This is a genomic window from Bacillus kalamii, assembly GCF_047238185.1.
Classification (GTDB): domain Bacteria; phylum Bacillota; class Bacilli; order Bacillales; family DSM-1321; genus Bacillus_AD.
Map to the genome: position 1 here is coordinate 3,072,646 of NZ_JBDFMI010000001.1, position 24,063 is coordinate 3,096,708.

Annotated in this window: 25 protein-coding genes and 2 pseudogenes; 9 read left to right on the forward strand and 18 right to left on the reverse strand. The window is 36.5% G+C overall.

The window, feature by feature from the left end; all coding sequences use genetic code 11:
- Positions 1-367 precede the first annotated feature (367 nt).
- Entirely contained in the window at positions 368-673 is a 306-nt protein-coding gene (locus ABC357_RS15210) for a hypothetical protein (RefSeq protein WP_412888329.1), read from the reverse strand.
- 740 nt (positions 674-1,413) lie between these two features.
- On the opposite strand from ABC357_RS15210, the gene ABC357_RS15215 reads away from it, so the two are divergent.
- On the forward strand, positions 1,414-1,830 hold the full coding sequence (locus ABC357_RS15215) for a hypothetical protein (protein WP_412888330.1): 417 nt from the start codon (positions 1,414-1,416) through the stop codon (positions 1,828-1,830).
- A 315-nt stretch (positions 1,831-2,145) separates the two neighbouring features.
- On the opposite strand, the gene ABC357_RS15220 is transcribed toward ABC357_RS15215, so the two are convergent.
- From ABC357_RS15220 to ABC357_RS15245, 6 genes are all read right to left on the reverse strand, one after another.
- Positions 2,146-2,985, reverse strand: a complete 840-nt coding sequence (locus ABC357_RS15220; RefSeq protein WP_412888331.1) for a tyrosine-type recombinase/integrase — start codon at positions 2,983-2,985, stop codon at positions 2,146-2,148.
- 196 nt (positions 2,986-3,181) lie between these two features.
- On the reverse strand, positions 3,182-3,958 hold the full coding sequence (locus ABC357_RS15225) for a CPBP family intramembrane glutamic endopeptidase (RefSeq protein WP_412888332.1): 777 nt from the start codon (positions 3,956-3,958) through the stop codon (positions 3,182-3,184).
- Between the two features lie 197 nt (positions 3,959-4,155).
- Positions 4,156-5,484, reverse strand: a complete 1,329-nt coding sequence (gene ltrA, locus ABC357_RS15230; protein ID WP_412886940.1) for a group II intron reverse transcriptase/maturase — start codon at positions 5,482-5,484, stop codon at positions 4,156-4,158.
- A gap of 212 nt (positions 5,485-5,696) precedes the next feature.
- Entirely contained in the window at positions 5,697-5,903 is a 207-nt protein-coding gene (locus ABC357_RS15235) for a hypothetical protein (RefSeq protein ID WP_412886823.1), read from the reverse strand.
- A 353-nt stretch (positions 5,904-6,256) separates the two neighbouring features.
- Positions 6,257-6,937, reverse strand: coding sequence for a hypothetical protein (locus tag ABC357_RS15240; protein ID WP_412888333.1), 681 nt, complete (start codon positions 6,935-6,937; stop codon positions 6,257-6,259).
- 185 nt (positions 6,938-7,122) lie between these two features.
- Positions 7,123-7,356 carry a hypothetical protein gene (locus ABC357_RS15245; protein WP_412888334.1) on the reverse strand — a complete coding sequence of 78 codons (234 nt, stop codon included), beginning with the start codon at positions 7,354-7,356 and terminating at the stop codon, positions 7,123-7,125.
- A gap of 333 nt (positions 7,357-7,689) precedes the next feature.
- Between ABC357_RS15245 and ABC357_RS15250 the strand changes: the two are divergent.
- Positions 7,690-8,854 (forward strand): annotated as a pseudogene (locus ABC357_RS15250) (IS110 family RNA-guided transposase).
- A 210-nt stretch (positions 8,855-9,064) separates the two neighbouring features.
- On the opposite strand, the gene ABC357_RS15255 reads toward ABC357_RS15250, so the two are convergent.
- Both ABC357_RS15255 and ABC357_RS15260 read right to left on the reverse strand, forming a co-directional pair.
- On the reverse strand, positions 9,065-9,493 hold the full coding sequence (locus ABC357_RS15255; RefSeq protein ID WP_412888680.1) for a hypothetical protein: 429 nt from the start codon (positions 9,491-9,493) through the stop codon (positions 9,065-9,067).
- Positions 9,494-9,754: 261 nt separating this feature from the next.
- Positions 9,755-10,384: a VanZ family protein gene (locus ABC357_RS15260; protein ID WP_412888335.1), complete on the reverse strand. Its 630-nt coding sequence runs from the start codon at positions 10,382-10,384 to the stop codon at positions 9,755-9,757.
- Positions 10,385-10,869: 485 nt separating this feature from the next.
- Here ABC357_RS15260 and ABC357_RS15265 point away from each other — a divergent pair, with 485 nt between their 5' ends.
- Positions 10,870-11,298, forward strand: a complete 429-nt coding sequence (locus tag ABC357_RS15265) for a GNAT family N-acetyltransferase (RefSeq protein ID WP_412888336.1) — start codon at positions 10,870-10,872, stop codon at positions 11,296-11,298.
- Positions 11,299-11,599: 301 nt separating this feature from the next.
- On the opposite strand, the gene ABC357_RS15270 is transcribed toward ABC357_RS15265, so the two are convergent.
- Both ABC357_RS15270 and ABC357_RS15275 read right to left on the reverse strand, forming a co-directional pair.
- The gene (locus ABC357_RS15270; RefSeq protein WP_412888337.1) at positions 11,600-12,232 is read right to left on the reverse strand and encodes a LysE family translocator; all 633 of its coding nucleotides are present in this window, start codon (positions 12,230-12,232) and stop codon (positions 11,600-11,602) included.
- Positions 12,233-12,433: 201 nt separating this feature from the next.
- A complete protein-coding gene (locus ABC357_RS15275) occupies positions 12,434-12,853 on the reverse strand; it encodes a DUF4181 domain-containing protein (RefSeq protein ID WP_412888338.1) in 420 nt (139 codons plus the stop codon).
- A gap of 467 nt (positions 12,854-13,320) precedes the next feature.
- Between ABC357_RS15275 and ABC357_RS15280 the strand changes: the two genes are divergently transcribed.
- Both ABC357_RS15280 and ABC357_RS15285 read left to right on the forward strand, forming a co-directional pair.
- On the forward strand, positions 13,321-13,476 hold the full coding sequence (locus ABC357_RS15280) for a hypothetical protein (protein ID WP_412888339.1): 156 nt from the start codon (positions 13,321-13,323) through the stop codon (positions 13,474-13,476).
- Between the two features lie 18 nt (positions 13,477-13,494).
- Positions 13,495-14,103: a hypothetical protein gene (locus ABC357_RS15285; RefSeq protein ID WP_412888340.1), complete on the forward strand. Its 609-nt coding sequence runs from the start codon at positions 13,495-13,497 to the stop codon at positions 14,101-14,103.
- A gap of 8 nt (positions 14,104-14,111) precedes the next feature.
- On the opposite strand, the gene ABC357_RS15290 is transcribed toward ABC357_RS15285, so the two are convergent.
- On the reverse strand, positions 14,112-14,708 hold the full coding sequence (locus tag ABC357_RS15290) for a TVP38/TMEM64 family protein (protein ID WP_412888341.1): 597 nt from the start codon (positions 14,706-14,708) through the stop codon (positions 14,112-14,114).
- Between the two features lie 320 nt (positions 14,709-15,028).
- Between ABC357_RS15290 and ABC357_RS15295 the strand changes: the two genes are divergently transcribed.
- A complete protein-coding gene (locus ABC357_RS15295; RefSeq protein WP_412888342.1) occupies positions 15,029-15,499 on the forward strand; it encodes an RpiB/LacA/LacB family sugar-phosphate isomerase in 471 nt (156 codons plus the stop codon).
- 66 nt (positions 15,500-15,565) lie between these two features.
- On the opposite strand, the pseudogene ABC357_RS15300 reads toward ABC357_RS15295, so the two are convergent.
- The 3 genes and pseudogenes from ABC357_RS15300 to ABC357_RS15310 form a co-directional block, all read right to left on the reverse strand.
- Positions 15,566-15,967, reverse strand: a pseudogene (locus ABC357_RS15300) (DUF4275 family protein); the annotation flags it as partial.
- A 39-nt stretch (positions 15,968-16,006) separates the two neighbouring features.
- Positions 16,007-16,825, reverse strand: coding sequence for a DUF4396 domain-containing protein (locus ABC357_RS15305; RefSeq protein ID WP_412888343.1), 819 nt, complete (start codon positions 16,823-16,825; stop codon positions 16,007-16,009).
- Between the two features lie 57 nt (positions 16,826-16,882).
- Positions 16,883-17,659: an SDR family oxidoreductase gene (locus ABC357_RS15310; RefSeq protein ID WP_412888344.1), complete on the reverse strand. Its 777-nt coding sequence runs from the start codon at positions 17,657-17,659 to the stop codon at positions 16,883-16,885.
- Positions 17,660-17,975: 316 nt separating this feature from the next.
- Between ABC357_RS15310 and ABC357_RS15315 the strand changes: the two genes are divergently transcribed.
- A complete protein-coding gene (locus tag ABC357_RS15315) occupies positions 17,976-18,758 on the forward strand; it encodes an STAS domain-containing protein (RefSeq protein ID WP_412888345.1) in 783 nt (260 codons plus the stop codon).
- A gap of 58 nt (positions 18,759-18,816) precedes the next feature.
- Here the strand turns inward: ABC357_RS15315 and ABC357_RS15320 are convergent, their stop codons facing one another.
- Entirely contained in the window at positions 18,817-19,647 is an 831-nt protein-coding gene (locus ABC357_RS15320; RefSeq protein ID WP_412888346.1) for an STAS domain-containing protein, read from the reverse strand.
- 270 nt (positions 19,648-19,917) lie between these two features.
- Here ABC357_RS15320 and ABC357_RS15325 point away from each other — a divergent pair, with 270 nt between their 5' ends.
- Positions 19,918-20,781, forward strand: a complete 864-nt coding sequence (locus tag ABC357_RS15325) for an effector binding domain-containing protein (RefSeq protein WP_412888347.1) — start codon at positions 19,918-19,920, stop codon at positions 20,779-20,781.
- A 258-nt stretch (positions 20,782-21,039) separates the two neighbouring features.
- Here the strand turns inward: ABC357_RS15325 and ABC357_RS15330 are convergent, their stop codons facing one another.
- On the reverse strand, positions 21,040-21,582 hold the full coding sequence (locus ABC357_RS15330) for a GNAT family N-acetyltransferase (protein WP_412888348.1): 543 nt from the start codon (positions 21,580-21,582) through the stop codon (positions 21,040-21,042).
- Between the two features lie 161 nt (positions 21,583-21,743).
- Between ABC357_RS15330 and ABC357_RS15335 the strand changes: the two genes are divergently transcribed.
- On the forward strand, positions 21,744-21,881 hold the full coding sequence (locus ABC357_RS15335) for a hypothetical protein (RefSeq protein ID WP_412888349.1): 138 nt from the start codon (positions 21,744-21,746) through the stop codon (positions 21,879-21,881).
- Between the two features lie 79 nt (positions 21,882-21,960).
- On the opposite strand, the gene ABC357_RS15340 is transcribed toward ABC357_RS15335, so the two are convergent.
- Positions 21,961-23,658, reverse strand: coding sequence for a M3 family oligoendopeptidase (locus tag ABC357_RS15340; RefSeq protein WP_412888350.1), 1,698 nt, complete (start codon positions 23,656-23,658; stop codon positions 21,961-21,963).
- Between the last annotated feature and the right edge of the window lie 405 nt (positions 23,659-24,063).

Consider the following 24,063-nt stretch of genomic DNA (forward strand, 5'->3'; position numbering starts at 1 on the left):
TTTTTATCCTGTAATTAAACACTGTGCAAAACTATCCAAGAACGCCAATATCTCTTTGTATTGATTTTCGAAAACCAGTTACACTACAACTATTTTCTCTTCACTAATTGGAACACGAAGCTTTTCTCTTTATGTAATTGGCCCTTAACAGCATAAGAAAAGACTGTCAATTAGACAGCCTAGATTATCTATTTATCCTAGAAAGAACATAACTATCATTATATTCGAGTAGAGTGGATATTTTTCCTTCTTCCTCCACTAACCTGCCCCTGCCTCGATAGTGACATAACAAAAAAAGACTGCTCATTAGCAGCCTTGATCTTCAGCTCTAGTCCCCGTTACAATAGGGAACAACATACTGAATTGTTTAATCAGCATAGAAATTAACCTCTGCCACATCAAAATTTTGGAGTTTCATTATTAGTTTATCAATTTTCTTATGCTGGTCTTTTCTAATGAATTCTTTATAGCCTTTAAGGTCCTCTGCTAATTGAGAACATTCATCTCCCTTAAATTTTGCATCCTTATAATAATCCCTGAGTTTACGCAGGTGTATGTAACTCATATATAACTTACTGGAATTTTCAAAAATAGCTTCGTGTAAAGAGTCGTCAATAGGAAAGTAGTCTAATTTATTTTTCTTTCTATCATACATGTAACCATCTAAAGCCATATGCTTTCCCCTCCTTTTTGCTACCTACTATAAAATATTGATTTCATCAGCCAAGTTTGAAGTAAAAATATGAATAGGATTTTTTTCTTGCGCTAAAGCTGCTCCAAATTTAAATACAAGGACCAGTGAGACTATTGGAATATATTCCATAGTATTTTTGATATAACCACCTCTGTATGGTAATTATATCTAAAAAATCTTAAAAATCCTTATTTAACTAAACTGCCCCGTTTGTCCAATAAGGGTTCAATAGAAAAGCGTTAATCCTTCTTGGATCAACGCACCCGTTAGTTTAAGTGTAATTGTTCACATATTTAATGAAGTAAATCACCTGTAGTTGCAGAAGAAAAGACACTGTTACTATAGAATCGCATTTACTTATGATATAATTCTTCACCCTTGTTTTAAGTACATTTTTTATAATTTGTTCATAAGAATAATCTATATAGGGCTTGTCACACCTCCATCAAGCTAACTGAAATAACACCAAATCAAATTATTTTCTCCTCTGCTATTTACAGAAATTAAGTTTATTTACTCTCCTTAAGAAACAACCATTTTTCTAAGTTGATGAGAATGTGTTGTAACCCAAAGATGTCACAAACAAGACCTCTCTTGTTATGATACAATTGGAATAAGTTTACATATTGTTGTCTATGTTCTGCGTTAACGAGTTGGGTATGACTATTTATTCCTACCCTTGACGAATGACGAAATCAATTCTTTGGGAGGATGTTCTAATGAATAAGATGAATGGACTAAGTTTTATTCTAATTGCTGGTATCACGTTATCTGGATGTTCCAATATATTAGATGCACAAGAAAAAGCTGATGTTGATGTTGCTTTTAAAGGAGAAACTGGCAGAGGAAGGATTGAATTATTAACACCAATAATTACAACAAAAGATAACCAATTAGAATTTAAAACTAAGGGAATTAATGAAACTAAAATGGCCTTTGTCTTTGTTGCCAATAAAAAAGTATTTGAGAAGAAAATAAAAAATGGTGAATCCTACAAACTTAATATTAAGAATGTCAAAGATGCTCATAGGACGGACTACGAGCCTAAAGTTCAACTTATGCAAACTGAAGATGATACTGAAAATGGAGACATAATAACCTTTAAACAAGTTAGATATACAGTTGAAAAAGATTAATTTTATAGTTATTTAATCCTTATCCTAATGGGAAATTATTAAAAGATATTTCTCCATTAGGATGGGAAAACATTAATGGTCCTTCGCCTATTTCTAGCAAAGTGCTGTTTAAGTACATTAATTCATAAAATTAGACTATTTATTTTTTTGAAAAATATTCTTGAACTATTCTGCCCCGTTTGTACAATAAGGACTTCATAAAAAATCGTAAATCCTTTTTGGAATCATTTATTACAGGAATGCTGCCACTTTACCTCCTCAAGAAGTTTAATATAAAAAGGCATTAATCCTTCTTGAATCAACGCCACTGTCACATCAGAAAAACTTTTTATATAGCTCTCGTCGCAGTGTCCCACTTAAATAGGCGTAAATTTTAGTCGTTTCACTCTTCTCGTGTCCCATTAAATTCTGAATGACTTCTAGAGGGGCTCCGTTATTCAATAAAGTAGTAGCATAACTATGCCTCAACTGATGAGGGTGAATATTTTTATTGATGCCCGATCTCTTAGATATCTGTTTAATGACATATCTCATTTGGGGTATGCTCATTCGATGGGGAGCACGGACTGTTACAAATAATGCTTCTTGATCATCTGTTCTCTCGTCCAAATACCTCTTCAACCAGATATCACACCTAGTATTAAAGTAAACTTCTCTTTCTTTATTTCCCTTACCTAAAACAATTAAGGACTGATTTGAAAAATTAATGGATTGTCGATTCAGCTTTACGGCTTCTCCAATTCGACACCCAGTTGAATACATAAATTCAAATAATGCATTTTCTAAAGGAGTGTGACAAGCTTCTCTTAAATGCTCAATTTCCACTTCAGATAAAAACTTTGGTATTCGAATATCCAATTTGGGTTCCTTAATTTTTGAAGCTGGATTACCATTCAGAACATTTTCGTCTTGGGCCCACCTAAACAGTGATTTTATAAACCGTATCCTATGACTCAAGCTAGCAGCCTTTAATTGATCAGCAACATTTCCAAGGTATAGTTTTAATGAATGGGTGGTTATCTCATCAAGAGGAAGATCACCGAGGTGTCGGATTAACAACTTTAATTGAACATTATATGCTTTCAAAGTCTGTGGTGAATATCCTTGAATCTGTTTGTCAGCTTTATATAAATTCCAGGCTTCAGATAATATCATCCTATTACTCTCCTCCTCTATTTTTATCAGTATAGACAAATAGAAAGAAAGTAATACGCCAATCTTATTAAACGATAGCACCCGTTTGTTTAAGTACATTTATTCACAAAATAATTCTTTTCACACTTTATTTTTTACTGGAATGTGCCCTTTTAGTTCAATGAAAAACAGGGAATATGTGATTGCTGCTATTAAATTATTTAGTATATGTATCAACTTTTGTCATTATTGATTGCTTACGATTGGTTGCGAATAACAAGTAGATGAATAAAGAAAATAGTAATGCTATAATTCCTGCTAATAATGATTGATTGCTTACAAACACATTAAGGACACTATTACAAAGAGCGTGTGTCATAATACAAAGAAAGATGCTTTTTGTTTTGTAATAAACAGTTGATAATAGGAGGGAAAAAGAAATAACACTTAATGAAAATTCAGGGATGTTCAAATATTCATTTTGATAAGTTCCAATAATAAAAAACAATGGCAAATGCCAAATAATCCAAACAATACTTACAAGCAAAGTGCTTGTAAAAGCTGGTATTCTTTTTGTCAATTCTCGAAGCATAAAGCCACGCCATCCAATTTCCTCTAAACCGCCAATTAAGATAAAAAGAGGGATTTGTAAAAGTATATATTGGGCGGATACAATTTGTTCTCCCCCACTAATAAAATATGGAAGTAAAGAAAAGATTAAAACAATCAAGATAATAAATATATACCAAGTTAATTTTTTAGGTGGTTGATAACAACTTTTTAAAAACATTCTAAAATCTTTTTTTGAATCAGTATTTTTACTGACAATTATCCCAGCAATTGCAGGTCCTATTACACCTAAAATATAAAGAAGGTATAAAATAATTGATGAACCAAAAGGAATATTGTTCATTTGCGTATAAACAGCAATTATCCCCCAAGAAAGATAAGTTATTGAAAACGTTGTAAATAGATATTTTTTTAATAAAGACATATGTACCTCCTTTGAATTCACTAAACATACAAATTATACCATATTACGATTGTATTAGTCTTTAGTGTTCCCTATCTCTTTCATATTCCACTAGTCGAGTAGAAGGGAGACTTTCTACCTTACGGTAAATTGTACTCCTCCCCCCTCACAGAACCGTGCTTGCGCTATTAACGCACACGGCTCCTCCTAGTCATCATTTACAGAATATAGCTAATCTCTTTTCTTAATTCATAAATATTCACTTTAATTCTTGGAGAAGGAAGTGGAAACCTCTGAAGGAAAAGCCTAAATTTATCCCATGTAAAGGATTTTCTTTGGCTCCTTCTATTTAGCCATTTAAATAGTAAGCTTTCGATTTTCTCTTTGAATCCATTAACAGTTTGAGTATTGTCTGTTATGCAGTAATAGTTGTAGTATCCTATTAGAGAACGTTTAAATCTATCCATGATTATATGAATATCTTTATTTCTATTAGCCTTCAGCCATTCTTTAGACTCTTTGAGTTTGCCTTGGACTTTCTTCCTGCTCGATTTCCGTTTTACGCGGAATTTCCCTTGTTTACTTCTTCCACAATAGTGGGTAAACCCAAGGAAATCAAAGGTTGCTGGTTTCCCATTCCCTGATCGTTTTGCATTATTATCCGCAAACCGCCCGAAAGGAATAATCCTAGTTTTATCCTCTGCTATCTCCAAGTTAAATTTCTTCAATCTCTTTATTAAAGACTGATAGAACTGTTGTGCTTCCCTTTTATGTTGAAAACAACAAACAAAATCATCTGCATATCTTACTATATATGCCTGTCCTTCACATTGTTTCCTAACCACTTTCTCAAACCATAAGTCGAGAACATAATGGAGATACACATTGGCTAATATCGGAGATATTACTCCACCTTGCGGTGTACCATTTTGTGTTTTGTATTTCTTACCTTCCTCCATGTATCCACCTTTGAGAAACCTACTGATTATTCTCAGAAGGTTGGGGTCAGTAATTCTATGTTTCAAGAACTCCATCATCCATTTGTGGTCAACATTGTCAAAGAAACCTTTGATATCTACATCTACTACATAGCTTACTAATCTCTTTTCAATATAAAAGTTGAGTATTTTCAACGCATCATGACAGTTTCTGTTTGGTCGAAACCCAAATGAACAATCTAAAAAGTCATTCTCATAGATTGCATTTAGCACTTTGGCAATGCCTTTCTGTACAATCTTATCCTCATGTTCTGGTATTCCCAAAGGTCTTTTCTTACTCGAATTGAGCTTTGGTATATACTTTCGTCTCACTGGAACTGGACGATAACTTTTGTCTTTAAGTCTACTTACTAAATTCTTTATGTTACCTTCCAACTCTTCATTGTATTGTTCTTTAGTCGTGCCGTTCACGCCAGTTGCCTTCTTATTAGGTAACTCATGATGACATTGAATAAGTGACTGCTCATTTAATAGATGTACAAGAGATGTGAATTTCATTTTAGGTTCAGATTTTGCTAATTCTGCTATCCTTAGTAGTTTTGTTTCCATTTATTATCCCTACCTCTGTGTGTAGTAAATGTGTCCCTAGTAAGGGTGATAACTGGTAGCTAGCCTTCCCTCCATTAGCATTACCCAACTTCATTGGTACTACGCTGCTATCCGACTCCCTACACGGCATTTGGTTTCCTTGCTTGTTATCACTTGTAGACCATACTCTTCTGAAAAAAGAAAAGACCCGTAGGGTCTCCCGAGTTGCCGAATCATATCAATGTATAGCGTGCCAAGGTCTCTGACTCCAGAGAGGTTTTATCCTTCTTGCCTTTAACAAAGGATAAAATGTTGCTTTCTGCACGCAGGTAAGGCATCAGCCCTCTCGGTTTACTAACGCTTATGGAGCTCAACCCCTTCAACCATTTGGCTTTCGGCCCGCTACCTAACTGTCTACGCTTAAAGGCTAATGTTACCATTAGCCCTCCAAGACTCGCTACGAGCGAATGGCTAGTTCTTACTCGACGGGAATCCCACCCGCTATATGATACGACCTAGGCTCGGCCGCACACCTGCCCCGTTTCTCCCATAAGACTTCAATAGAAAAGCGTTAATCCTTCTTGGATCAACGCACCCGTTTGTTTAAGTACATTTATTCACAAACCCTAAAATATTTTCATTCATTACAGGAATGCTGCCCCGATAGTGACATAAGAAAAAGCCGCCTAAATGACAGCTCTGATCTTCTGCTACCTCAGGGTCCAATTTTTATTATACATAGCAGATGAAATATAAGATATACAAACTCTAATGAAGAATGGTTAACCTTAAATTAACTATAATTATTGAATTCCACGAATTTCACGATATTACTTTCGTTGTCAATACATATTATTACTTTATTTGCTATGTTGCTTAATTCTGAAATCACCTTGGAGTTTCTCAGGTTTTCATCTAATTTCCATCCAATTGGTTGTATAGTATAGCAAGAGTTATTATTGTCTAAATACGTCTTTTTTATAAAAGAGAGTAATGTATCCTCTTTTCGTACCTGGGATATTATTCCGTCTTTAATTACTTCATAAAACAATAATTTTTTGGATATTTGGAAATGCGAATTCATTTTATGAAAAGGATTTTTGAAATACAACTCCTGTATATACGGGTGAACTTGATATTTAAAAGCTTTAAATTGTTCGAGGGATGTATTTTTCACACTTTTAACTTGTACAGCTCTCAACTCGCCACTAAATTTTAATTCTTGTATAACTTTAAAGTGTGGGTATACTTCGTCTTTAATAATATTATATACTGATTTATTTGTAATCGGAAAATACGATAATACATCCGTATTATAAATTAATGAAGGCGCAATTATAAATTGAGCAATTTCAGTTATATTATTTCCTTCTTGTTGATTAGAGATGACTTTAATTTCTGGCCTTGTCACATCTTTAGATTCTCTCTGTAAGTTCCAGTATTCTTCTTCTGATATTTCTTTTAACCAATCCACGGGATCCACCTACTTTTTTGATAATATTAGGATGCATCAAATATAAGATGCATCCTAATATCTTTATTCTATGTTAAATGTTCTTGATGCTAATTGGTTAACAGACCCTTTAATCCATAAACTGTTCCCCAAATATAACTACGGTATGTACCAGGATCACCAACCCCGCACAAGTTTGTTTAATTTCACCCTGTTTTGCTACTTATCGCCTTATAAAAGAACATAACGCTGATTACTATGAAGATGATAGAAACCAAGTTATCTACAATAGACGGTAGAAAAGGACTTACTTGGAATGAACCTTTAGCTACATTTTCTCCTACAAATACAATTGTCTCTCTTATTTTTTCTAAAGTGAAAACTAACCCACTAAATAAAACGAAAACCCATCCTAGGATATTATATGTGTTGGCATTCATCTTACCTTCCACCTTACTTAATTTTCTATAAGGTAAGATATTCTATTTGTATTTTACAAAATCCTTCTTGTGCTAACCTGCCCCGTTCGTATTATAAGGTTGACCAAGTTATTGGTTGACCTTTTTATTTGAGGTCTAGAATACTAGAGGTAGCTGGGGTAGAACGTCCCTGCCCGTGGGGTTTGACCCCGTCAGCTAAACCGTTCGCCCCCTACTTATAGAAACATGATTGAAGCTGGTTGGGACACAGATCTCGTATAACAAGCAAAGCTATGACACTATAAGAAGCCATTTAGGGGTTACTAGCTAATTCATTGATGAGGAGGAGATATCATGAATCCAGTCATTGGTCTGGATGTCGCAAAGAGAGAAAGTCAGGTTCAAGCATTCTTGGAGAAAAAGAAACCTTTCAAAAAGAGCTTTAAATTCGCGCATACACTGGATGGATTACAACGGGCCATTATCATCTGCCTATCGTTCAGTATTTCGAGAAAAGAGGATACCTGTTAATCATTGTGAATCCACTCATTTCTTACAAAGCGAAAAGTTCGAGTTTGCGCAAAGTCAAAACAGACATAATTGATGCCTACCATCTTTGCGAGCTCTATTACAAAGAGGATTTAGAGCCCTATAAAAAAGCGTGGTATCAGCTTTTAAACTTGCGTAATCTGACGAGACAGCACGAGAATTTGACAGGCATGTTTGTACAGGCTAAGTTACAATTTCAATCCGTGCTGGATCATGTGTTTCCAGAGTATGTAGGCGTGTTTGGGGAATTGTATTCGGATGTTTCTTTGCATACTTTATCAGCCTTCCCCACCTCTAAAGAGATCCTGGAAGCTGGTGAAGAGGTCGTATCAGGGAAGATTCATGAACTGTGCAAGAGCCGATCTCAGAAATGGGCCTGTAATCAAGCGGAGAAGCTTATACAAGCAGCTAGTCGAAATCCATTTCAGCAGACTCTTTACCACAGTCACCTGATTAGTTTAGAGATGCTTATTGAGATTCTTCTGGAATACAAAAAGCATCTATCCAACCTTGAAGAAGAGATAGATGCCCTAGCAAAGAATATAGAAGAATATAAGATTATCCAATCCATTCCTGGTATCGGCGAAAAAATCGCGGCAACGATTATTTCTGAAATAGGAGAAATAGATCGGTTTAATCACCCTAAAAAGTTAGTTGCCTTTGCGGGAATCGATCCCAGTGTATTCGAGTCTGGAACCTTCAAAGGTACCAAAAACCACATTACGAAAAGGGGTTCCAGCAGGCTGCGGCATGCCTTATTTACAGCTGTTCGTTGCGCCATTCGAGATGCACGTAAAACAAGGACTACCAAAGAACTCATCCCTCGAAATAAGAGACTACGTGAGTTTTACGACAAAAAACGTGATGAAGGAAAGCCTTGTCGAGTTTCCATCATTGCCTGTGCGAACAAGCTTTTACATTGGATTTACGCTCTTTTGAAAACCAAAAAACCTTCCAAGATGTTGTATAAAATAAATTTTCACATATCTTCAAGTAACTTCCATGTCATTAAAGGAAGTTTATTTGTCATGCCTTATTTTCAGTATAACATGCTTATATTCTATTTTTGAGTGAAATGATTGACAAACTATTAGCTGGTTTTGTTGCATAAGAAAAAAGAGCTGATCACAGCTCTTGATATGGAAGTAATGTCCCGATTAGTTCTATATGGGATAGCCGTTTAATGGTATTGAAACCAAACAAACCATCCTTTCTCCTTACTTTTAGCTAAAAATATTTGACCTTGAGCTAAATCAGCTCCAGGTGCTTTTGGGAAATCCAAACGTACAAGCCACGATTTTTCAGCAATTTCTTTGCCACAAAAGATTTTTGCCATTCCAAAATAGTCATTTTCTTCTTTAACACCAACTGTTTTAGGAAAAGGTTTGGCAGTTACTACATTCCACTTAGTGTACATATCAGGAAAATCATCTATTCCAGTTCCGTAAGTTTTTGGTATTAAGGTATGTAATGCTTCTATTACTTCTTTTCTATTCTTAATGGGTATTTGCTCTAAATCACTTAGCACAGGACATTCTTTAGGTTGTGCATTTCCTTGAAGTGAACCGAAAAACAAAATCGGAATAGGAATAATTAAAATAGTTAACATTTTTATCAAATGATTCCACCTCAATATTATCTTGCCTACCTTTAAGAAAAATAGTCCAGTTATTGAAGTGTTATAGTTCTAATTCCGATTTAACCAATCTGCTCCGTTTGTCCGATAAGGCTCCATTAAAAATCGTTTATCCTTTTTGGAATCATTTATTACAGGAATACTGCCCCGATAGTTGCATAGTAAGAAAATGCTCATTAGCAGCCTTAATCTTCAGTTCTAGCACTAGTTTGGTTTTTTCAATCGCTTCATTCTCTAGCTTATAAATGTAATCGCATAAGCAAATATCACAATTAAAGTTGGCATAAATCGTGTTGAATCCTTCTCTAAGGGAGAACTAGACTTAATAACCCCCAGTATTACAAAAAGTTTAAAACTTAAGTAACCAATTACTGTGCCTAGAACATTCGCAATCAAATCATTGATGTCTGTGGCTCTATATAGAGTAAATAACTGACTTATTTCAATCATAAGTGATATTCCTGAACCAAATAATACTACTTTTTTTATTTGTTCATGCGTCTTGCTTATTATAGGGCAAAGAAATCCCAATGGAATAAAACAAATAATATTCAAAATAAATTCTAAGCTTACCCCATTGTCTAACGGAATCAAGTTAATATTAGGGTTAAAAAATGACTCTCCTAAATGTGATAGCCCGAACAGTTCATTTATCGTCGGAATCCCAACAATATTTTTGAAAACTATACACAGATAATAAAACATTAGAATTGAACCAATCACTATTCTTAAATTTGGTTGTTTTTTATCTTTTTTTAATAACCAAAATGCCAATAAGCCTATCAATACCAATCCAAAAATAAACAATGGTTTTAAATATAGAATGTCCATAATTGCTTCAAAAAGACCTAATTGAGTCACCATATGAATTACCTTCTTTTTTCATAGTTGCTTCTTTAAATACTATAATTGGACCATATTAAGAAAATCTGCATAAAAGTCTTAATTATTTCTTAATTCTAATTCACTGCCTTTTTTCATCAGATAATTGATATTAAATCTTATAGAGCTACACTGCCCCGTTAGTGCATTAAAAAAGAACCAACTAATGTCAGTTCTGCTCCTAAGCTAATGTACGAATTAGTTCAACAAGCATCATTCATTTATTACTCGTTACTGATTCATTTATCAATTAGCAAAGGAAGCCGACTTGGTATTCATTAAACCCAATAACAAGTAAAACCACTAATATGTAAAATCGATTGCCTCATCAATCATTAAGAAGATAGTATTTCCATTATTGATATTGTACTTTAAAGGCACTAAACTTTTAATGGATTCTTATACGTATTACGAGGATAATGGAAACAGTGGTAAATTATATTCTATATATGGAAGGAAGTTTGTAGATGATAGCCTCTATTTCAAATTGCTATAATGAACAAGAATTTTTAGATATTGTTCGTTTAAACGGTTTAAAAAAATATAATTTAGATAAAACAAATGGTAAACTACAAATTCCAAATAAAGTATTTACATTTGTGGCTCGGAATGAAAATGATGTCATTATTGGCGGTGTTTCAGGATCAACATATTTGTCATCCCTAGAAGTAGAGGTTCTTTGGGTTCAAGAATCTTATAGGGGACAAAGTATAGCCTCACGTTTACTTATAAAAATTGAGAATGAAGCTAAAAAAGCTGGATGTCAATTATCCCATTTAACTACATATTCTTTTCAAGCTCCACTTTTCTATCAGAAGCAAGGATATAAAATTTGCGGAGAAATAGATGGATTTCCTGACAATATTAAGATGTATATATTGAAGAAGCAACTGTGATAAAAGACTAAGAGCGTCAAGCAGAGTGGACCTCCTTGATGCTCGAAATTTTCGTAAATTATCACTCCAAATCATCTATTATTGATAATTAAATCAATAATTTCATTAATTTTCTAACCTGCCCCGATAATGACATAAAGAAAGAAGCTGATTAAATCAGCTTCTTATTAAAGTAATGCACCTGTTTATTCAATAACGAATGTTCAAAGCCCTGCAGTTTAATCAATTCTGAAGGGTTTAATACTATTTTTTATTCGACTACATCTTATTAATTATAGGGGGCATACGAATTTTAATAAGTTTAGTTAGGAATTTTTGTTTGAAGCAATTTAATCCCCATTCCAATAAAGATTACTCCAGTTATTTTATTTAATACCATTCCAATTTTCTGGTTTCCTCTTAATTTATTTGTTACATATGAAGAAAAATACGCAACAATTAAACACCATATCAACCCGGTCGTTGTAAATGTTAGTCCTAAAATTAAAAATGGAATCGGTCCAGAAGATTGCGTATCTATAAATTGAGGAAGGAATGAAAGAAAAAACAACGATACTTTAGGATTTGTTAGGCTCGTTAAAATACCCTGCACATAAACTTTGCGAATATTTAACTTATCGAGTTCAGATGCCCGAAACGTCTCATTTGATTTATCTAATAGCATACTTATTCCCAAGTATACTAAATAGATAACGCCTAGAATCTTAATCGTATTAAATAAGAAAACAGATTTTATCAGAACAATGGATAATCCGAACGCAACGAACAACGTATGAATTAATGAGCCTGTAATGATTCCAAAAACGGAACATACTCCAGCTATTCTTCCCTGAGAAATACTTCTTCCTACTATATACATCGTGTCCGTACCTGGAATTAAATTCAGTAAAATTCCTGTAATTAAAAATACTTCATAATTAATGATACCATACATAATTTATGCACCCTTTCTTTTTCGAGGTGCCCTTATTGATATTACAGGTTTATGAAAAAAAAAGAAAGAATTTTCATCTTATTTTAAATTTAATTCTGATAAAACAGTTAATTTTTCCTTGAACTAAACTGCCCCATTTGTCCAATAAGTACGTCACCTTTTTTTTAAGAATTTCGCTAATTGCTAAAAATAGATTTTTTATCATTTCAACAATCCAAAAAAATCAGTCGTAAACACTGAAAGTATAAATACTAATACTACCACTAATTGAATAGCCGAAAAAATATAATCATTTCTATTTTCTGCATATCTCTTCTCCATAATTATTCTAGCTGTTTCAGATGCAAATATAAAAACAAATAAAAGGATATGCGTCTCCAAAAACCAAATATGCTCTAAAGGGGCACGTTCGACGTTAGTGAAAAAACCGATGCATAAAAGGACAATAAAAATGATTCTAATTGTCCAATCAATTTTTTTGTGTTTATCATTTACATGACCATAGGAAAACAATTTTTTCTTTTCAACATTAAGCCACTTTCTCAAAGCTTTATTAATGAAAAAGAGAAAAAGCCCAAAAATAGATAATATTAAAATTAGATTTACGAAAACACTCTCCACTGACGAATCACCACCTACCAAAAAAACTCTTTATTTTTATAACATTCCAATTATTTCAAACAAACACATTCTAAACAAGCCCCATCTTCAATAAAATAGCCAATTGTTGAACAACTTCATATGTACTCTTAAACGAACTTGCCCCGTACTTCCATAATACGTTCGCTAAATTCTTATTAAGCTATATCAGCAAACCTATATCCAAATCACTCCAATTGTCTGCCATCCAAATGTTCTCTTCACTAAACCTCTTTAAAGGGAGTGAATTATATGAATTTTCAGCTCGAACCCACTCCTCTACCTGTAAGGCTTAGTTATAAAAAAAACTCCTTCACTATGTGCATGACTGCTCCCACATTACTCACTTCGGATCATCTAAACTCCTTACTGACTTATGCAGGAACGGCAGCCAATAAAGGAATTTTTATTTACTCTCTTGAATGTATACTTTGAGAGGAGGAATAGACATGAGGGAATTAATTGGGTATTGCTGCGTATGCAAAAAGGAACTTTTCTGCCTCGATGGCTTTTTCAACGGCATCATCGAAGAAGGGCAGTTATTTTGCTTTGATTGTGATGATCAAGCAGCCAATCAAAATGATCCACAATGTGAAAAAGAATAAGATAAGGTGGACTATTAAATGGATTTGAAAACATTCCGCTTTGAGCTTTCCTGTGTATATAAAACCATTCACTTTGACCCAGCCGGCTTTTTCCGTGAAAAGGCAGCAGACCCTTCGATGATACATACATTTCTAGCCAATACAGAACCATTGCTCGAACAATTAAGAAGCAATAACGATCAGGAACTCTTTTTTGTAAGAGGGGCAATAGGCAATCTTTGCAGAATAATCGGACCTTCGGAAAAGGCTCTCACTTTGCTGAAAGAAAACCTGGAATATGCTCTTGCCCAAGATGCAAAGAAGAATGAAATCATTTCTTTCATAAGACTGGGGGAAGCATATAAATACAACCATAAACATGCGGATGCCATTCGACTTTTTGACAATGCCCTTCTGAAATGTGGAATGTATGAAGAGGTGGAATACCTCGATTTCGCCAACCAGCATAAAGGAAAGTGCCTATTGGAAATGGGAATATACCCGGAGGCAATCGAAAACCTAAAAGCCGCATTGAAAATCCGCATGAAAAAAAAGGACGAACAATTGATCTACTCCACAAAACAGGTTCTGGAGTTGGCTGAAAAACTTGGGAATAAGCCAACGAAGAACCAAAAGAGGAGCCCTTAAGCTCCCCTTCAACCATTATTGAATATCATAGTGCGTTCTATTTTCTTGCCGACCATGCTTATGCCAAAGAATAGTGCTGCTATGAAGATTATTTTCAACGGATTTTGTACAATCTCAAATAAATCATCCCCGATGAAACTTAAAACCACTGTCATACCGAAAATACCCATCGCTGATGCAAAGGCAAACTTTCTGAAATCCATCCGGTTCGCACCGGCAACAATGGTGACAACCGAATTCGGAAAAACCGGGACCATGCAGAGCAGTGCGACAAGCAATATCCCTTTTTTGTGCATCCATTCTGTATACTTTTGAACGGATGGTTTATCTTTGTACTTAGCAATAAAGGGTTTATTGCCCAAGTATCTGCAAACCCAATACAATGACCATGCACCAGCTACACATCCGACGTAAGAGACAATAAAGCCGGTAGCCAAACCGAATGATGCTGCATTTCCCATTATAAAGGCCGTTAAAGGCAAAAAAGGGAGGAATGCTTCGATATAAGGTAAAAACACGCCTGCAATTGGACCTAATGATCCATATTGATCGATGATTTGCTGTAATGTATCTATAGACAAAATTTGATTCAATTCCTGGATCATTAGATCTCCCCTCTCTTCTATACAAGCATTTTTTTCTCCTTCACCTTCTGTATTACTGTTACTTGAAGTATAAAAGCAAGAACGACTTTCTCACATTCATTTCTCTTACACCAACCTTACAGTTTTGTAAGCCATCAAGAACGCTACTTTTTGTTCTTATTTAAAAATGTACACCCCAAAGATAAAGATACAACGAATAAAAAACGAAAGAATTTCTTAAGATTGACTAAATATGCCGCACCATAGGATCACTCTCTTAAAGAATAAACATCAGGAAACTTTCTATACTAATGGTAGTGATGTAAGAGAGGAGCAAATATATGAAAATCAGTATGGCAAGTGATCATGCAGGCTTTGAATTAAAGGAAGAAATAAAAGATTTGCTAACGAAGCAAGGGCACGACATCATTGATTACGGCTGCAGCAATAAAGAGGCAATCGATCTATCTGATACTGTCTATCCGGCTTCTCTTTGCGTAGGCAAAAAAGAAGCTGACCGAGGCATATTTATTGACGGTGTAGGCTATGGGAGCGCCCTGATTGCCAATAAAATATATGGCGTTTATGCGGTCGTTTGCCAGGACCCCTTTTGTGCAAGATTGGCGCGTGAGCATACGGACAGCAATGTCCTTTGTCTTGGGGGCAAAATCATCGGCTCTGCCCTTGCGTTGGAGATTATAGATGTTTGGATGAAAACGGACTTCTTAAACGGCATTGAAAAGTATGAGCGCCGCGTCAAAAAAGTAAAAGACATTTCAGAGAAGCATTTGAATCGCTTAGATTCCTTATAATGTTCCCATTTAAAAAAGCCAATCATAAAGATTGGCTTCTACAAGTATGGATGTTGGCGATTGATTTTACCTCCTGCTGAAATAAGGACCGCAATATCCTTTTTCATGTGTAACAACATATGTCCAGGTGAAGTCTCTGTCAACGATGTACATATCTTCTTCATGGGCAAAATCAATCGCTTTTAGCCCGGAGGTTTTTTCAATGATGTAGGCATCGTCACAATGCTGATAAAAGAGATAGCAGAATTGCTTTGTTTCTTCATTAAACATTCGGTCTGCTTCTTTATCTGTAAAGCAATTTCTTTTTCCATAACTGAACAGATGCCATAAATACCCGCAGGCGATTCTGTCACCGTACAAATAGATTTCCTTTCTTTCGTCCATTGAAAGATGGCTCGCAAAATGTTCTTCCCACTTTCCTCGAAGAAAGCATTCCCATTTGTCGATATTCGTCACTTTGACTTTTTTTGAGCAAGCTGTTCAACAATATCCATACGTCCTCCTGTTTTACATGCCTTCTTTAATTCCCTTCTTCACCAAGAACCAGTTGGCCGGATAGGATGTCAGCGCGCCAAGGATCATGGCAATCTGCATCATGAACCAATATGGCATTGAATTAGGCTCTGGAGGTGTGTCGAACAATACATAATGCACAATCGCCATCCATCCGAACATGCCGATTTCAAACGCAATCAAGGAAATCGTATCTGCTTTAATCGCCTCGATAAAACCTTTTCCCCAACTCATGTGGTTGCCCATCTGCCTATTCATCGGCACAATGGAAAATACCTGAAAAAGAACGCCGAATATATAAGCCAATATAAATTCAACAACATAATGTGTAAATAACATGGAGCCCATTATCGTAAACCCAGTAAAGAAAACAAATGGAACACCAAATGCATCTCCAAGAGTGCAGCCTCCTGAACAATGGCTAGTCGAAACAAAGACACTCTGCCAAAACGGTTTCTTGCCGCCCATATCCATGTCTTCTCCATCGTCCCCTTTTTCTCTTCCCATAACCCAATACGCCCAAATGGCGAACGGCCCTAAATATAAACCGTTAATGGGCCAAACAATATTCATAATCTTCATCGATTGCGGATGGCTTACTAAATCAACAGCAATAAAAACAGCAGATATAATGCCCAAAAAAACAGCAATATACGAAACAACAGTTAAAGTATCCATTTCTTCCTCCCGAAACAACTTATGCAGTTCTCTTCCATTCACTCCAGATGAAAGGAAGAAGGCATAATGATGATTGGATGCCCGTAAGCATGTCCGTTCTTTTTTATACCCGCTGCCGCATTCTATAACCGTCATTTCATTTTTTCTGAGGAAAGTAGACTACTGCTTTAGACAAACATTTCGGCAAAAGGGTCAATCCCTGAATCCTCCGTCCGAATGAATGATTTGCCCCGTCACCCAACCGGCTTCTTCGCTGGCCAGGAATGAAATTAACCTGGCCGCATCCTCCGGAGAGCCGATCGCCCCCGTAGGGAATTTTGGGCGGAGAAACTGTTTTGTCGCTTCATCCATCCAGCCTGTATCAGTGGGGCCTGGATCTACAGCGTTCACTGTGATTTTTTCCGCAGCCAATTCCACAGCCAATGATTTAGTAAAAGCAGAAATGGCTCCCTTTGTTGTAATATAAGCCAGATTCCCTGGCTGCGGACTCTTATCCTGGCCTGATACCAAATTAATAATGCGGCCCTCCTTTCCTTTTCCAGCCCTTTTGGCAAATTCAACGGATAGCAGGCATGTTCCTACAATATTAACTTCGCAATGCTTTAGCAGAATATCAGCTGTCATCTGCTGATACCCCACTTCCTCACAATGAGTGGCGTTATTGACAAGAATGTCCAGTTTTCCAAATCGGCTCTCAGCATGTTCCAGTAACCGGGGAATGGAATCCCTCTCACTTAAATCCAGCTCCATGCTTTCAGCCCGTATTCCATATCGGCTTAGCTCCCTTTTAAAGTCCTCGGGCCAATTTTCCTCAATATGGCTGTACCCCGTTTTTGCATCATAGCCGTATAAATGAGTAAAAAAAAGGGAAACTCCTTTTTGCGCCAACGCTCTGCACACTGCCGCCCCAATACCGTTCTCCCTGCTTACTCCAGTGACAAGAGCAACTTTCCCCATCCTTTTATCCATACAAACCTCCGTTCCCTGCCTCTTTTTCAATATGATAGCGGCATACAATTAGGACATCAGCTATTTTCCAGAAAATTCATCCTATATTCCATCATAATAAAATGAACATTTTTTTACAATTGCAAATGGAATACATGGATTTGCCAAAATAACCGTTATCCAGTGCTTCCCCACCATTTTTACGCTGTTTCCCCTATGTAAATGGTGCAATTATCCATATAAGACACTACATTAAAAATTTTGTATACTTTTTATATACATCTTTAAAATCGGTCCTCACTCATCACGAACAAGGGCATTAAAAAGAGAATCGCAAATGAAAGACACTACTCAACAGTTTTTGGAATATGTGCAGCAGGAAAAAGAGACCATCATAAATGAACTTCTTGAAGCAACGATCGGAAAGCGGACAGTGCCTTTAAATAGAGAAAAAGAGAAGGAACTGCTATCTTATCTGTTGGATAGAATAAACAGCACAGAAAGCGAGCAAAGATCACTCCAAAAAGAACGCTTCTTCGATCAGTGCCCTGAAAGCACACTTGAACAGGTACCCACTTTATCGGAGATTGTAGAAGTTATTTTTCTATATCGTTCAGCTCTATTGGATCTTGCAGAAACAAAAGTTGATGAAGAATCCATCCAGCACACGTTAAGGAGAATTATCGATTATTTCGATTTTGTTGTAAGCAGCATTACTTTTTACTATACTGATTACCAAAAGCAGATCATCCGGAATATGGAAGAGGAAGCAATGGCTCTATTGGCGCCTATTGTGCCTATAAAAGAAGGGATAGCCGTTCTTCCACTAATCGGGGAATTGCAAAATGACCGGATCGATTACATTTTAAACATAGTGATTCCAAAAGCGGTAAATATGAGGCTGGAATGCTTGATTTTGGACTTTTCAGGCATTAAAACATTTGATACATACGTAGCCCACCATCTTTTTCAGATTAACGAAATTCTTTCATTGCTTGGCATAGAAGCCATTATTACGGGAATTCGCCCTGATTTGGCCCAAATATCCGTGCAATTGGGCATAAAGGTGGATAAAATACAAACTTTCAAGAATGTCCAACAGGCCCTTGAAAGGTTATAAATCTTTGATAAAAACCAAAAATAAGAACCCTTAAAAAGCTGGGTTCTTATTTTTGGTTTCAGTTATTCATTTGCTTTTTTTCTAATTCTTCCAGCACTTGTTGGACACTGGCATAAGAGTTTAAATCCTTTACGTCAATTCCTAATTGGATAGCAGTCTGCGCCAATTCCGGTCTGATGCCGGTAATTATGCTTTCGATGCCGAGCAGCTGCAAAATATCCCTTATTTGAAAAATTCTTTGTGCAACATAGGTATCAAACGTATGCATGCCGGAAAAATCGACAATCAATACATCCACCTTCATTTTTGATACATTTGGAATAACCACATTAGAAATATATGATGCACGATTTTCTTTAAAATTTCCTATTAAAGGAAGGACGGCAATTCCTTTTTTAATAGGGACAATCGGCGCCGACAACTGCATAATTTCCTGTTCGATATTTTCAAGCACTTCCTGATTACTCATATTAAAGCTTTTCGTTGTATCACGGATAGCCATATCAAAAATATAAATGACGCGGTCGACAATAGTGAAAATCTCTGTCACATCAATGTGATGATCGACACAATACTTTCGGATCCTTTGGATTAAACCAATGCGGAAATCGCTTAAGATTTCTACTGTCTCTGAGAGCATGGTACCTGTTTCATAAAAAAAGCGGTCCACATCATATTCCATGCTTACATCTTTATTTTCTTCTTCAGATAAGCATAACCGCTTTGATATCTCGCTTAGCAACGCTGAAATTAGTTCTTTATGTTTATTGATTTCCCTAATTTCAGATTCATCCGAGCGCCTCTTAATCTGAACAAGTATATCTTCCAACAATGCCGTTTTGTCTTCTTCCAAATACTTAGAAACACTATTCATCACTTCGTATCCCATAGCTTACTCCTCTCGAAGCCACTTTTTCAATCATTTCATTATTTATAGTATAGCAATTATTGAAAAAGCAAGCTATTGGAAGTACTTTTCAAAGGGAAACCATGGCATGAACAATAAAGGACATACAGCATTAAATTATTTTATTTATTAAAAAATGGTAGTATTTACATATCAGAAAGATCATCCTGCAGAACTGGTTCCTAAAGAGCACGGAATGACAGGATGATTTTAAAGAAGAACATTATGATGGAAACAAGGAGGAGGATTTAGATGAATTGGATTGCCTCTCTGCAAAAAGCAATCGATTATATGGAAAGCCATTTAGCGGAGCCGATAACGATTGAAGACATTGCCAAACAGGCTCACGTATCGCCTTTTCATTTTCAACGCACTTTTTCCATTTTGACTGATTCAACAGTCGGTGATTATTTGCGCAGAAGAAGGCTGACTAAGGCGGCACAGGAGCTCACACAAACAGACAAAAAAATAATAGACATTGCCTTTGCATTTGGCTATGAGACACCCGAGTCCTTCTCCAAAGCTTTCCGCAAACAGCACGGAATGACTCCTACAGATGCCCGCAAGAATAATGGAAAGCTTGTATGTTATAACCGCCTGGTTATACAGGTGCAATTGAAAGGAGCGGAACCGATGAAGTATAAGATCATAAAAAAAGAAGCGTTTCAAGTAATTGGCGTGAAACGTACTTTTTCTTTAGAAAATGAGGAGAATCTCAGAAGAATCCCGAAAATGTGGGATGATATCCATCAAGATGGGACAAATGATAAGCTCAACCGCTTAAATAACGGTGCTATCAAAGGAATATTGGGTGTTTGTGCAAACGCAGCACACGGCAATCCAACTAATTCAATAGACTATTGGATTGCAACAGACTACTGTGGGAAAGTTCCAGCCGGATGGCAATCCATGCAGATTCCAGCTTCAAAGTGGGCTATTTTTGAAGTGCATGGACCTATGCCGGATGCTATGCAAATGGCCTGGAAACAAATCTATTCTGAGTGGTTCCCTTCCAATTCTTACGAGTATGCAGGTACGCCGGAGCTCGAGGTTTATACAGAGGATGATCCTGCAAGCCCCGGCCTGTATTCAGAAATATGGATTCCGCTTAAATAAAAAAACGGATAGGGCTCTCATTAAAATCTCGCCATAAAGCGCTTGCTTTATGGCTTTTCGAAATAAAGACAGATAAAAAACGGCCATACAAAGAGGAAAAATAGAGGTCATTCTAATAGGTGTCCTATGCGTTTATCTATACGGTGAACTTCCACGTATTTTTATCTGTATTCTTCCTAATAAGTATTTTCTATTGGAGCTTCGTACTTGTTTGCATGATGCTTTGGACTAGAAGGAACACACAGATAGCTTCTTTCCCTATTCAAAGCAATCATTTATTTTGGCCAATGTTTGATGATCTTCCCATTTGCCGTTTATGCGCACGTTTTCTTTCGCTATTCCTTCCTTATGGAAACCCGCTTTTTCAAGCACTCTGATGGAAGGGATATTATGGGGCATGACACCTGCCTCGATTCGATGCAATTTCAGCTCATTAAACCCGTAATCCACTGCCAATAGCACTGCCTCGGTCGTATAACCGCAGCCATTCTGCTTTTTGTCTAAACTATAGCCAATCCATCCGCTCTGCAGATCTCCTCGTACTACTTCTGATAATGCAATACTTCCAATTAGGTTCCCGTCTTCCTTCAAAAAAACGCCAAATGAATACAATGTCCCTTTTTCAGCTCCTGCAATGCCCCTTTCTATCCTTTCTTTTTGTCCATCAAGTGTATAGAAGGAATCCTTCTTTAAAGGGGAATACAACTGAAAGAATTCTTTATTCTCCATTTCAAGCTGAAGCAAAGCTTCAGCATCTTCACTAGCCAATAACCGTATAAATACTCTCTTCTCTTGTTTCATTTTACTTCCTCCCTTACATTTTCATTTAGTAACTTCAGAAATATATCGACAGCTTCTGCATAATTGCGGCGGTATACCTATTCTCTCGCAAAATGATTCATTCGTACAAGAATAAAGCGAATAAAAAGAATAGTATACAAGGAAATGATTGCAGGAGGTGAATGATATGTGTAACTTCAGAGAAAACGATTTTGATAGACGTGATGGAGAGCGGAACGATCGCAGAAGACGCAACGAGCGTTTGGTTTGCCGTTGTGAGTGCCGCCGCAGACGCAACAGATGTGACGACTAAGCAATAAAATTAGTTGCTTCCTTAATCAGTTTGGGAGAGAACGGGCACATTTTGCCCGTTCTCTTTTCTTACTGGTATCATCTTCACTAGATCCATTCCTCGATCAATCCATTCACAAATCCAGAGACTCTCTTAATGGCCGCTCTGGAAAAATCAAATTCAATTCCAGTGTTTTGATAGATTTCGGGAATCGGGGCATATTGGCTCGTACCTGCACCCTTTTTGAACAAAGCGATGGCCTTATCCGGATTTTCCCGGTAAATCATATATAATTGCAGAGCTCCTATTTGTGAGATAGCATATTCAATTTTATAGAATGGGTATTGGATATAGTGGACGGATTCCATCCAGGATGAGCTAACATCAGCCTCAAAACCTTTTATATCGATAGGGGCATATTTATATCTTTTGTTGATTTCCACATACATATTGTCCCGTTCTTCAGTTGTATGATGGGGATTTGTATACATCCAGTGCTGGAAGAGATCGCCTGCTACAGGATTGATGAGCATCATGAAGGACCGCTTCCCTATTTCACGCTGTGCTTTTCTGCATTCCCCATCATCAGGATAAAATACCCCAATCTTATCCAAAAGGAGCAGTTCTAGGCTATGTGAATACAATTCGGCCACTTCTTCCCTAAGGTATTGTTCTTGAAACCCATGTACATGATCAAACTGGAGATAAAAATGCAGGGCGTGCCCCAATTCATGGATCAGGGCATTAAGTGCAATAAATGAAGGGCTAAAATTAGCGAAGATAAATGAGTTCTTCGTTTTCGGGAGTGTAAAACATGCTCCTCCGGGTGCTTTTCCCTTCCTGTCATCCAGATCGAACAACCGTTTTTCCCTCATATGATTGAACCGTTCCTCAAAATAAGGATCCGACTTGCCGAGCATCTTTTGCACACCATCCAACAACTCCGAAAAGCTCGTGAAAGGGATTTGCTTTAAAGAAGAATGGGAGTAATCCCACGGCCGGTATGTATCTACCTGAAGTTCTTGCTGAAAACCTAACGCAAGCTTTCCCCAAGCCGGCACAAGAAGCTTTTCAACAGACTCATGGAACTTATAGCAATCCTGTACAGTGAATTCCCTCCCTTTCATCTCAAATATATAGTCACGGTAGTTTTTAAAACCTGCATTGATTGCCATTTGATGCCGAAGCTGCACCAATTCATTCATCACCCTGTCGATATCTGGTTTAATGCGACTGCGCGATTTTCCTAACTCCCTCCAGGCTTGTTCACGCATTTCTCTATCAGGGCTATTGAGTTTTGACTTTACGAACGCATATGGTTTCATCTCCCCATTCCAATCTGCTGATAATGACCCCATCATTTCTCCATACGCTGAAATGAGCTCCTGCTCCTTGAGAGTTAAGGGTATATTGGCTTCAATCAATAAACCATTCCTTTTTTTTCTTGCCTTTTTCATGAATCCGTATGCTTCATCAGAAAGATGGTCCTTAAATGGGCACCCACAGAACTTTCGGTCAAACTCTCCCCTATACTTTAATAGCAATGGTTGCAGCGTCTTTTGTCCATTCAAATACCGCTCTTTCTTTTCGAAATTAGTGGTATCCTGAAAAAATTCAATCATTCGGCCTGTCAATGCTTCCTCTATCTCCGATTCAATCTGCCTTTCATCGTGCAGCCAGGTTTTTAATTCTTCTACGGAGAGAATCTCGCGTTGTAGAAGCAATTGACATCTATTCTCCAGTTCATTCAAATCAACACATTCTATATCTTCGTAATAGAAGCCTTCCTTTTTAATTTCCGGCATCAAACACACTCCTCCTTCCGCAATAACTTTATTTTATTCCAAATTTACCCTTTTTTATAGTGTTCTCCATTTTGTTATTTAGTAGGCTTATTCCTTTTCTTACAAATAAGTAAGCTATTTGTAAGTCAAATAAATATCTCATTTTGCACTTTTGATTTATATTTAAACATATCGAATATGAAAGTTGCGTTTTGCATCTTTTAAGCAAGGAGTCTTTTTATGAAAAAAATGTATAATTTTCTTTTAGGATTGGGTATTTTAGTCACATTGTTGCCTGTCATCGCCATAAACGTCCTTAAACTGATCAAAAAAACAAGCATGGAACAATGATGATTGTCCATGCCTTCTTCATTCAGGGAAAATAAGTTCTGTAGGCAGCGGCATTTTCCCTCTCTCCCAGCGGAG

Coding starts and splice junctions, on each gene's coding strand:
- ABC357_RS15290 (WP_412888341.1), bottom strand. CDS start 14,708: ATGATCCAGGAATTGAATCAAATTTTGTCTATAGATACATTACAGCAA.
- ABC357_RS15340 (WP_412888350.1), bottom strand. CDS start 23,658: ATGCCGGAAATTAAAAAGGAAGGCTTCTATTACGAAGATATAGAATGT.
- ABC357_RS15305 (WP_412888343.1), bottom strand. CDS start 16,825: ATGACGGTTATAGAATGCGGCAGCGGGTATAAAAAAGAACGGACATGC.
- ABC357_RS15255 (WP_412888680.1), bottom strand. CDS start 9,493: ATGTTAACTATTTTAATTATTCCTATTCCGATTTTGTTTTTCGGTTCA.
- ABC357_RS15295 (WP_412888342.1), top strand. CDS start 15,029: ATGAAAATCAGTATGGCAAGTGATCATGCAGGCTTTGAATTAAAGGAA.
- ABC357_RS15315 (WP_412888345.1), top strand. CDS start 17,976: ATGAAAGACACTACTCAACAGTTTTTGGAATATGTGCAGCAGGAAAAA.
- ABC357_RS15220 (WP_412888331.1), bottom strand. CDS start 2,985: ATGATATTATCTGAAGCCTGGAATTTATATAAAGCTGACAAACAGATT.
- ABC357_RS15235 (WP_412886823.1), bottom strand. CDS start 5,903: ATGGTAACATTAGCCTTTAAGCGTAGACAGTTAGGTAGCGGGCCGAAA.
- ABC357_RS15320 (WP_412888346.1), bottom strand. CDS start 19,647: ATGGGATACGAAGTGATGAATAGTGTTTCTAAGTATTTGGAAGAAGAC.
- ABC357_RS15210 (WP_412888329.1), bottom strand. CDS start 673: ATGGCTTTAGATGGTTACATGTATGATAGAAAGAAAAATAAATTAGAC.
- ABC357_RS15215 (WP_412888330.1), top strand. CDS start 1,414: ATGAATAAGATGAATGGACTAAGTTTTATTCTAATTGCTGGTATCACG.
- ABC357_RS15260 (WP_412888335.1), bottom strand. CDS start 10,384: ATGGTGACTCAATTAGGTCTTTTTGAAGCAATTATGGACATTCTATAT.
- ABC357_RS15280 (WP_412888339.1), top strand. CDS start 13,321: ATGAGGGAATTAATTGGGTATTGCTGCGTATGCAAAAAGGAACTTTTC.
- ABC357_RS15310 (WP_412888344.1), bottom strand. CDS start 17,659: ATGGATAAAAGGATGGGGAAAGTTGCTCTTGTCACTGGAGTAAGCAGG.
- ABC357_RS15245 (WP_412888334.1), bottom strand. CDS start 7,356: ATGAATGCCAACACATATAATATCCTAGGATGGGTTTTCGTTTTATTT.
- ABC357_RS15270 (WP_412888337.1), bottom strand. CDS start 12,232: ATGTATGGTATCATTAATTATGAAGTATTTTTAATTACAGGAATTTTA.
- ABC357_RS15285 (WP_412888340.1), top strand. CDS start 13,495: ATGGATTTGAAAACATTCCGCTTTGAGCTTTCCTGTGTATATAAAACC.
- ABC357_RS15335 (WP_412888349.1), top strand. CDS start 21,744: ATGATATGTGTAACTTCAGAGAAAACGATTTTGATAGACGTGATGGAG.
- ABC357_RS15225 (WP_412888332.1), bottom strand. CDS start 3,958: ATGTCTTTATTAAAAAAATATCTATTTACAACGTTTTCAATAACTTAT.
- ltrA (WP_412886940.1), bottom strand. CDS start 5,484: ATGGAAACAAAACTACTAAGGATAGCAGAATTAGCAAAATCTGAACCT.
- ABC357_RS15265 (WP_412888336.1), top strand. CDS start 10,870: ATGATAGCCTCTATTTCAAATTGCTATAATGAACAAGAATTTTTAGAT.
- ABC357_RS15325 (WP_412888347.1), top strand. CDS start 19,918: ATGAATTGGATTGCCTCTCTGCAAAAAGCAATCGATTATATGGAAAGC.
- ABC357_RS15330 (WP_412888348.1), bottom strand. CDS start 21,582: ATGAAACAAGAGAAGAGAGTATTTATACGGTTATTGGCTAGTGAAGAT.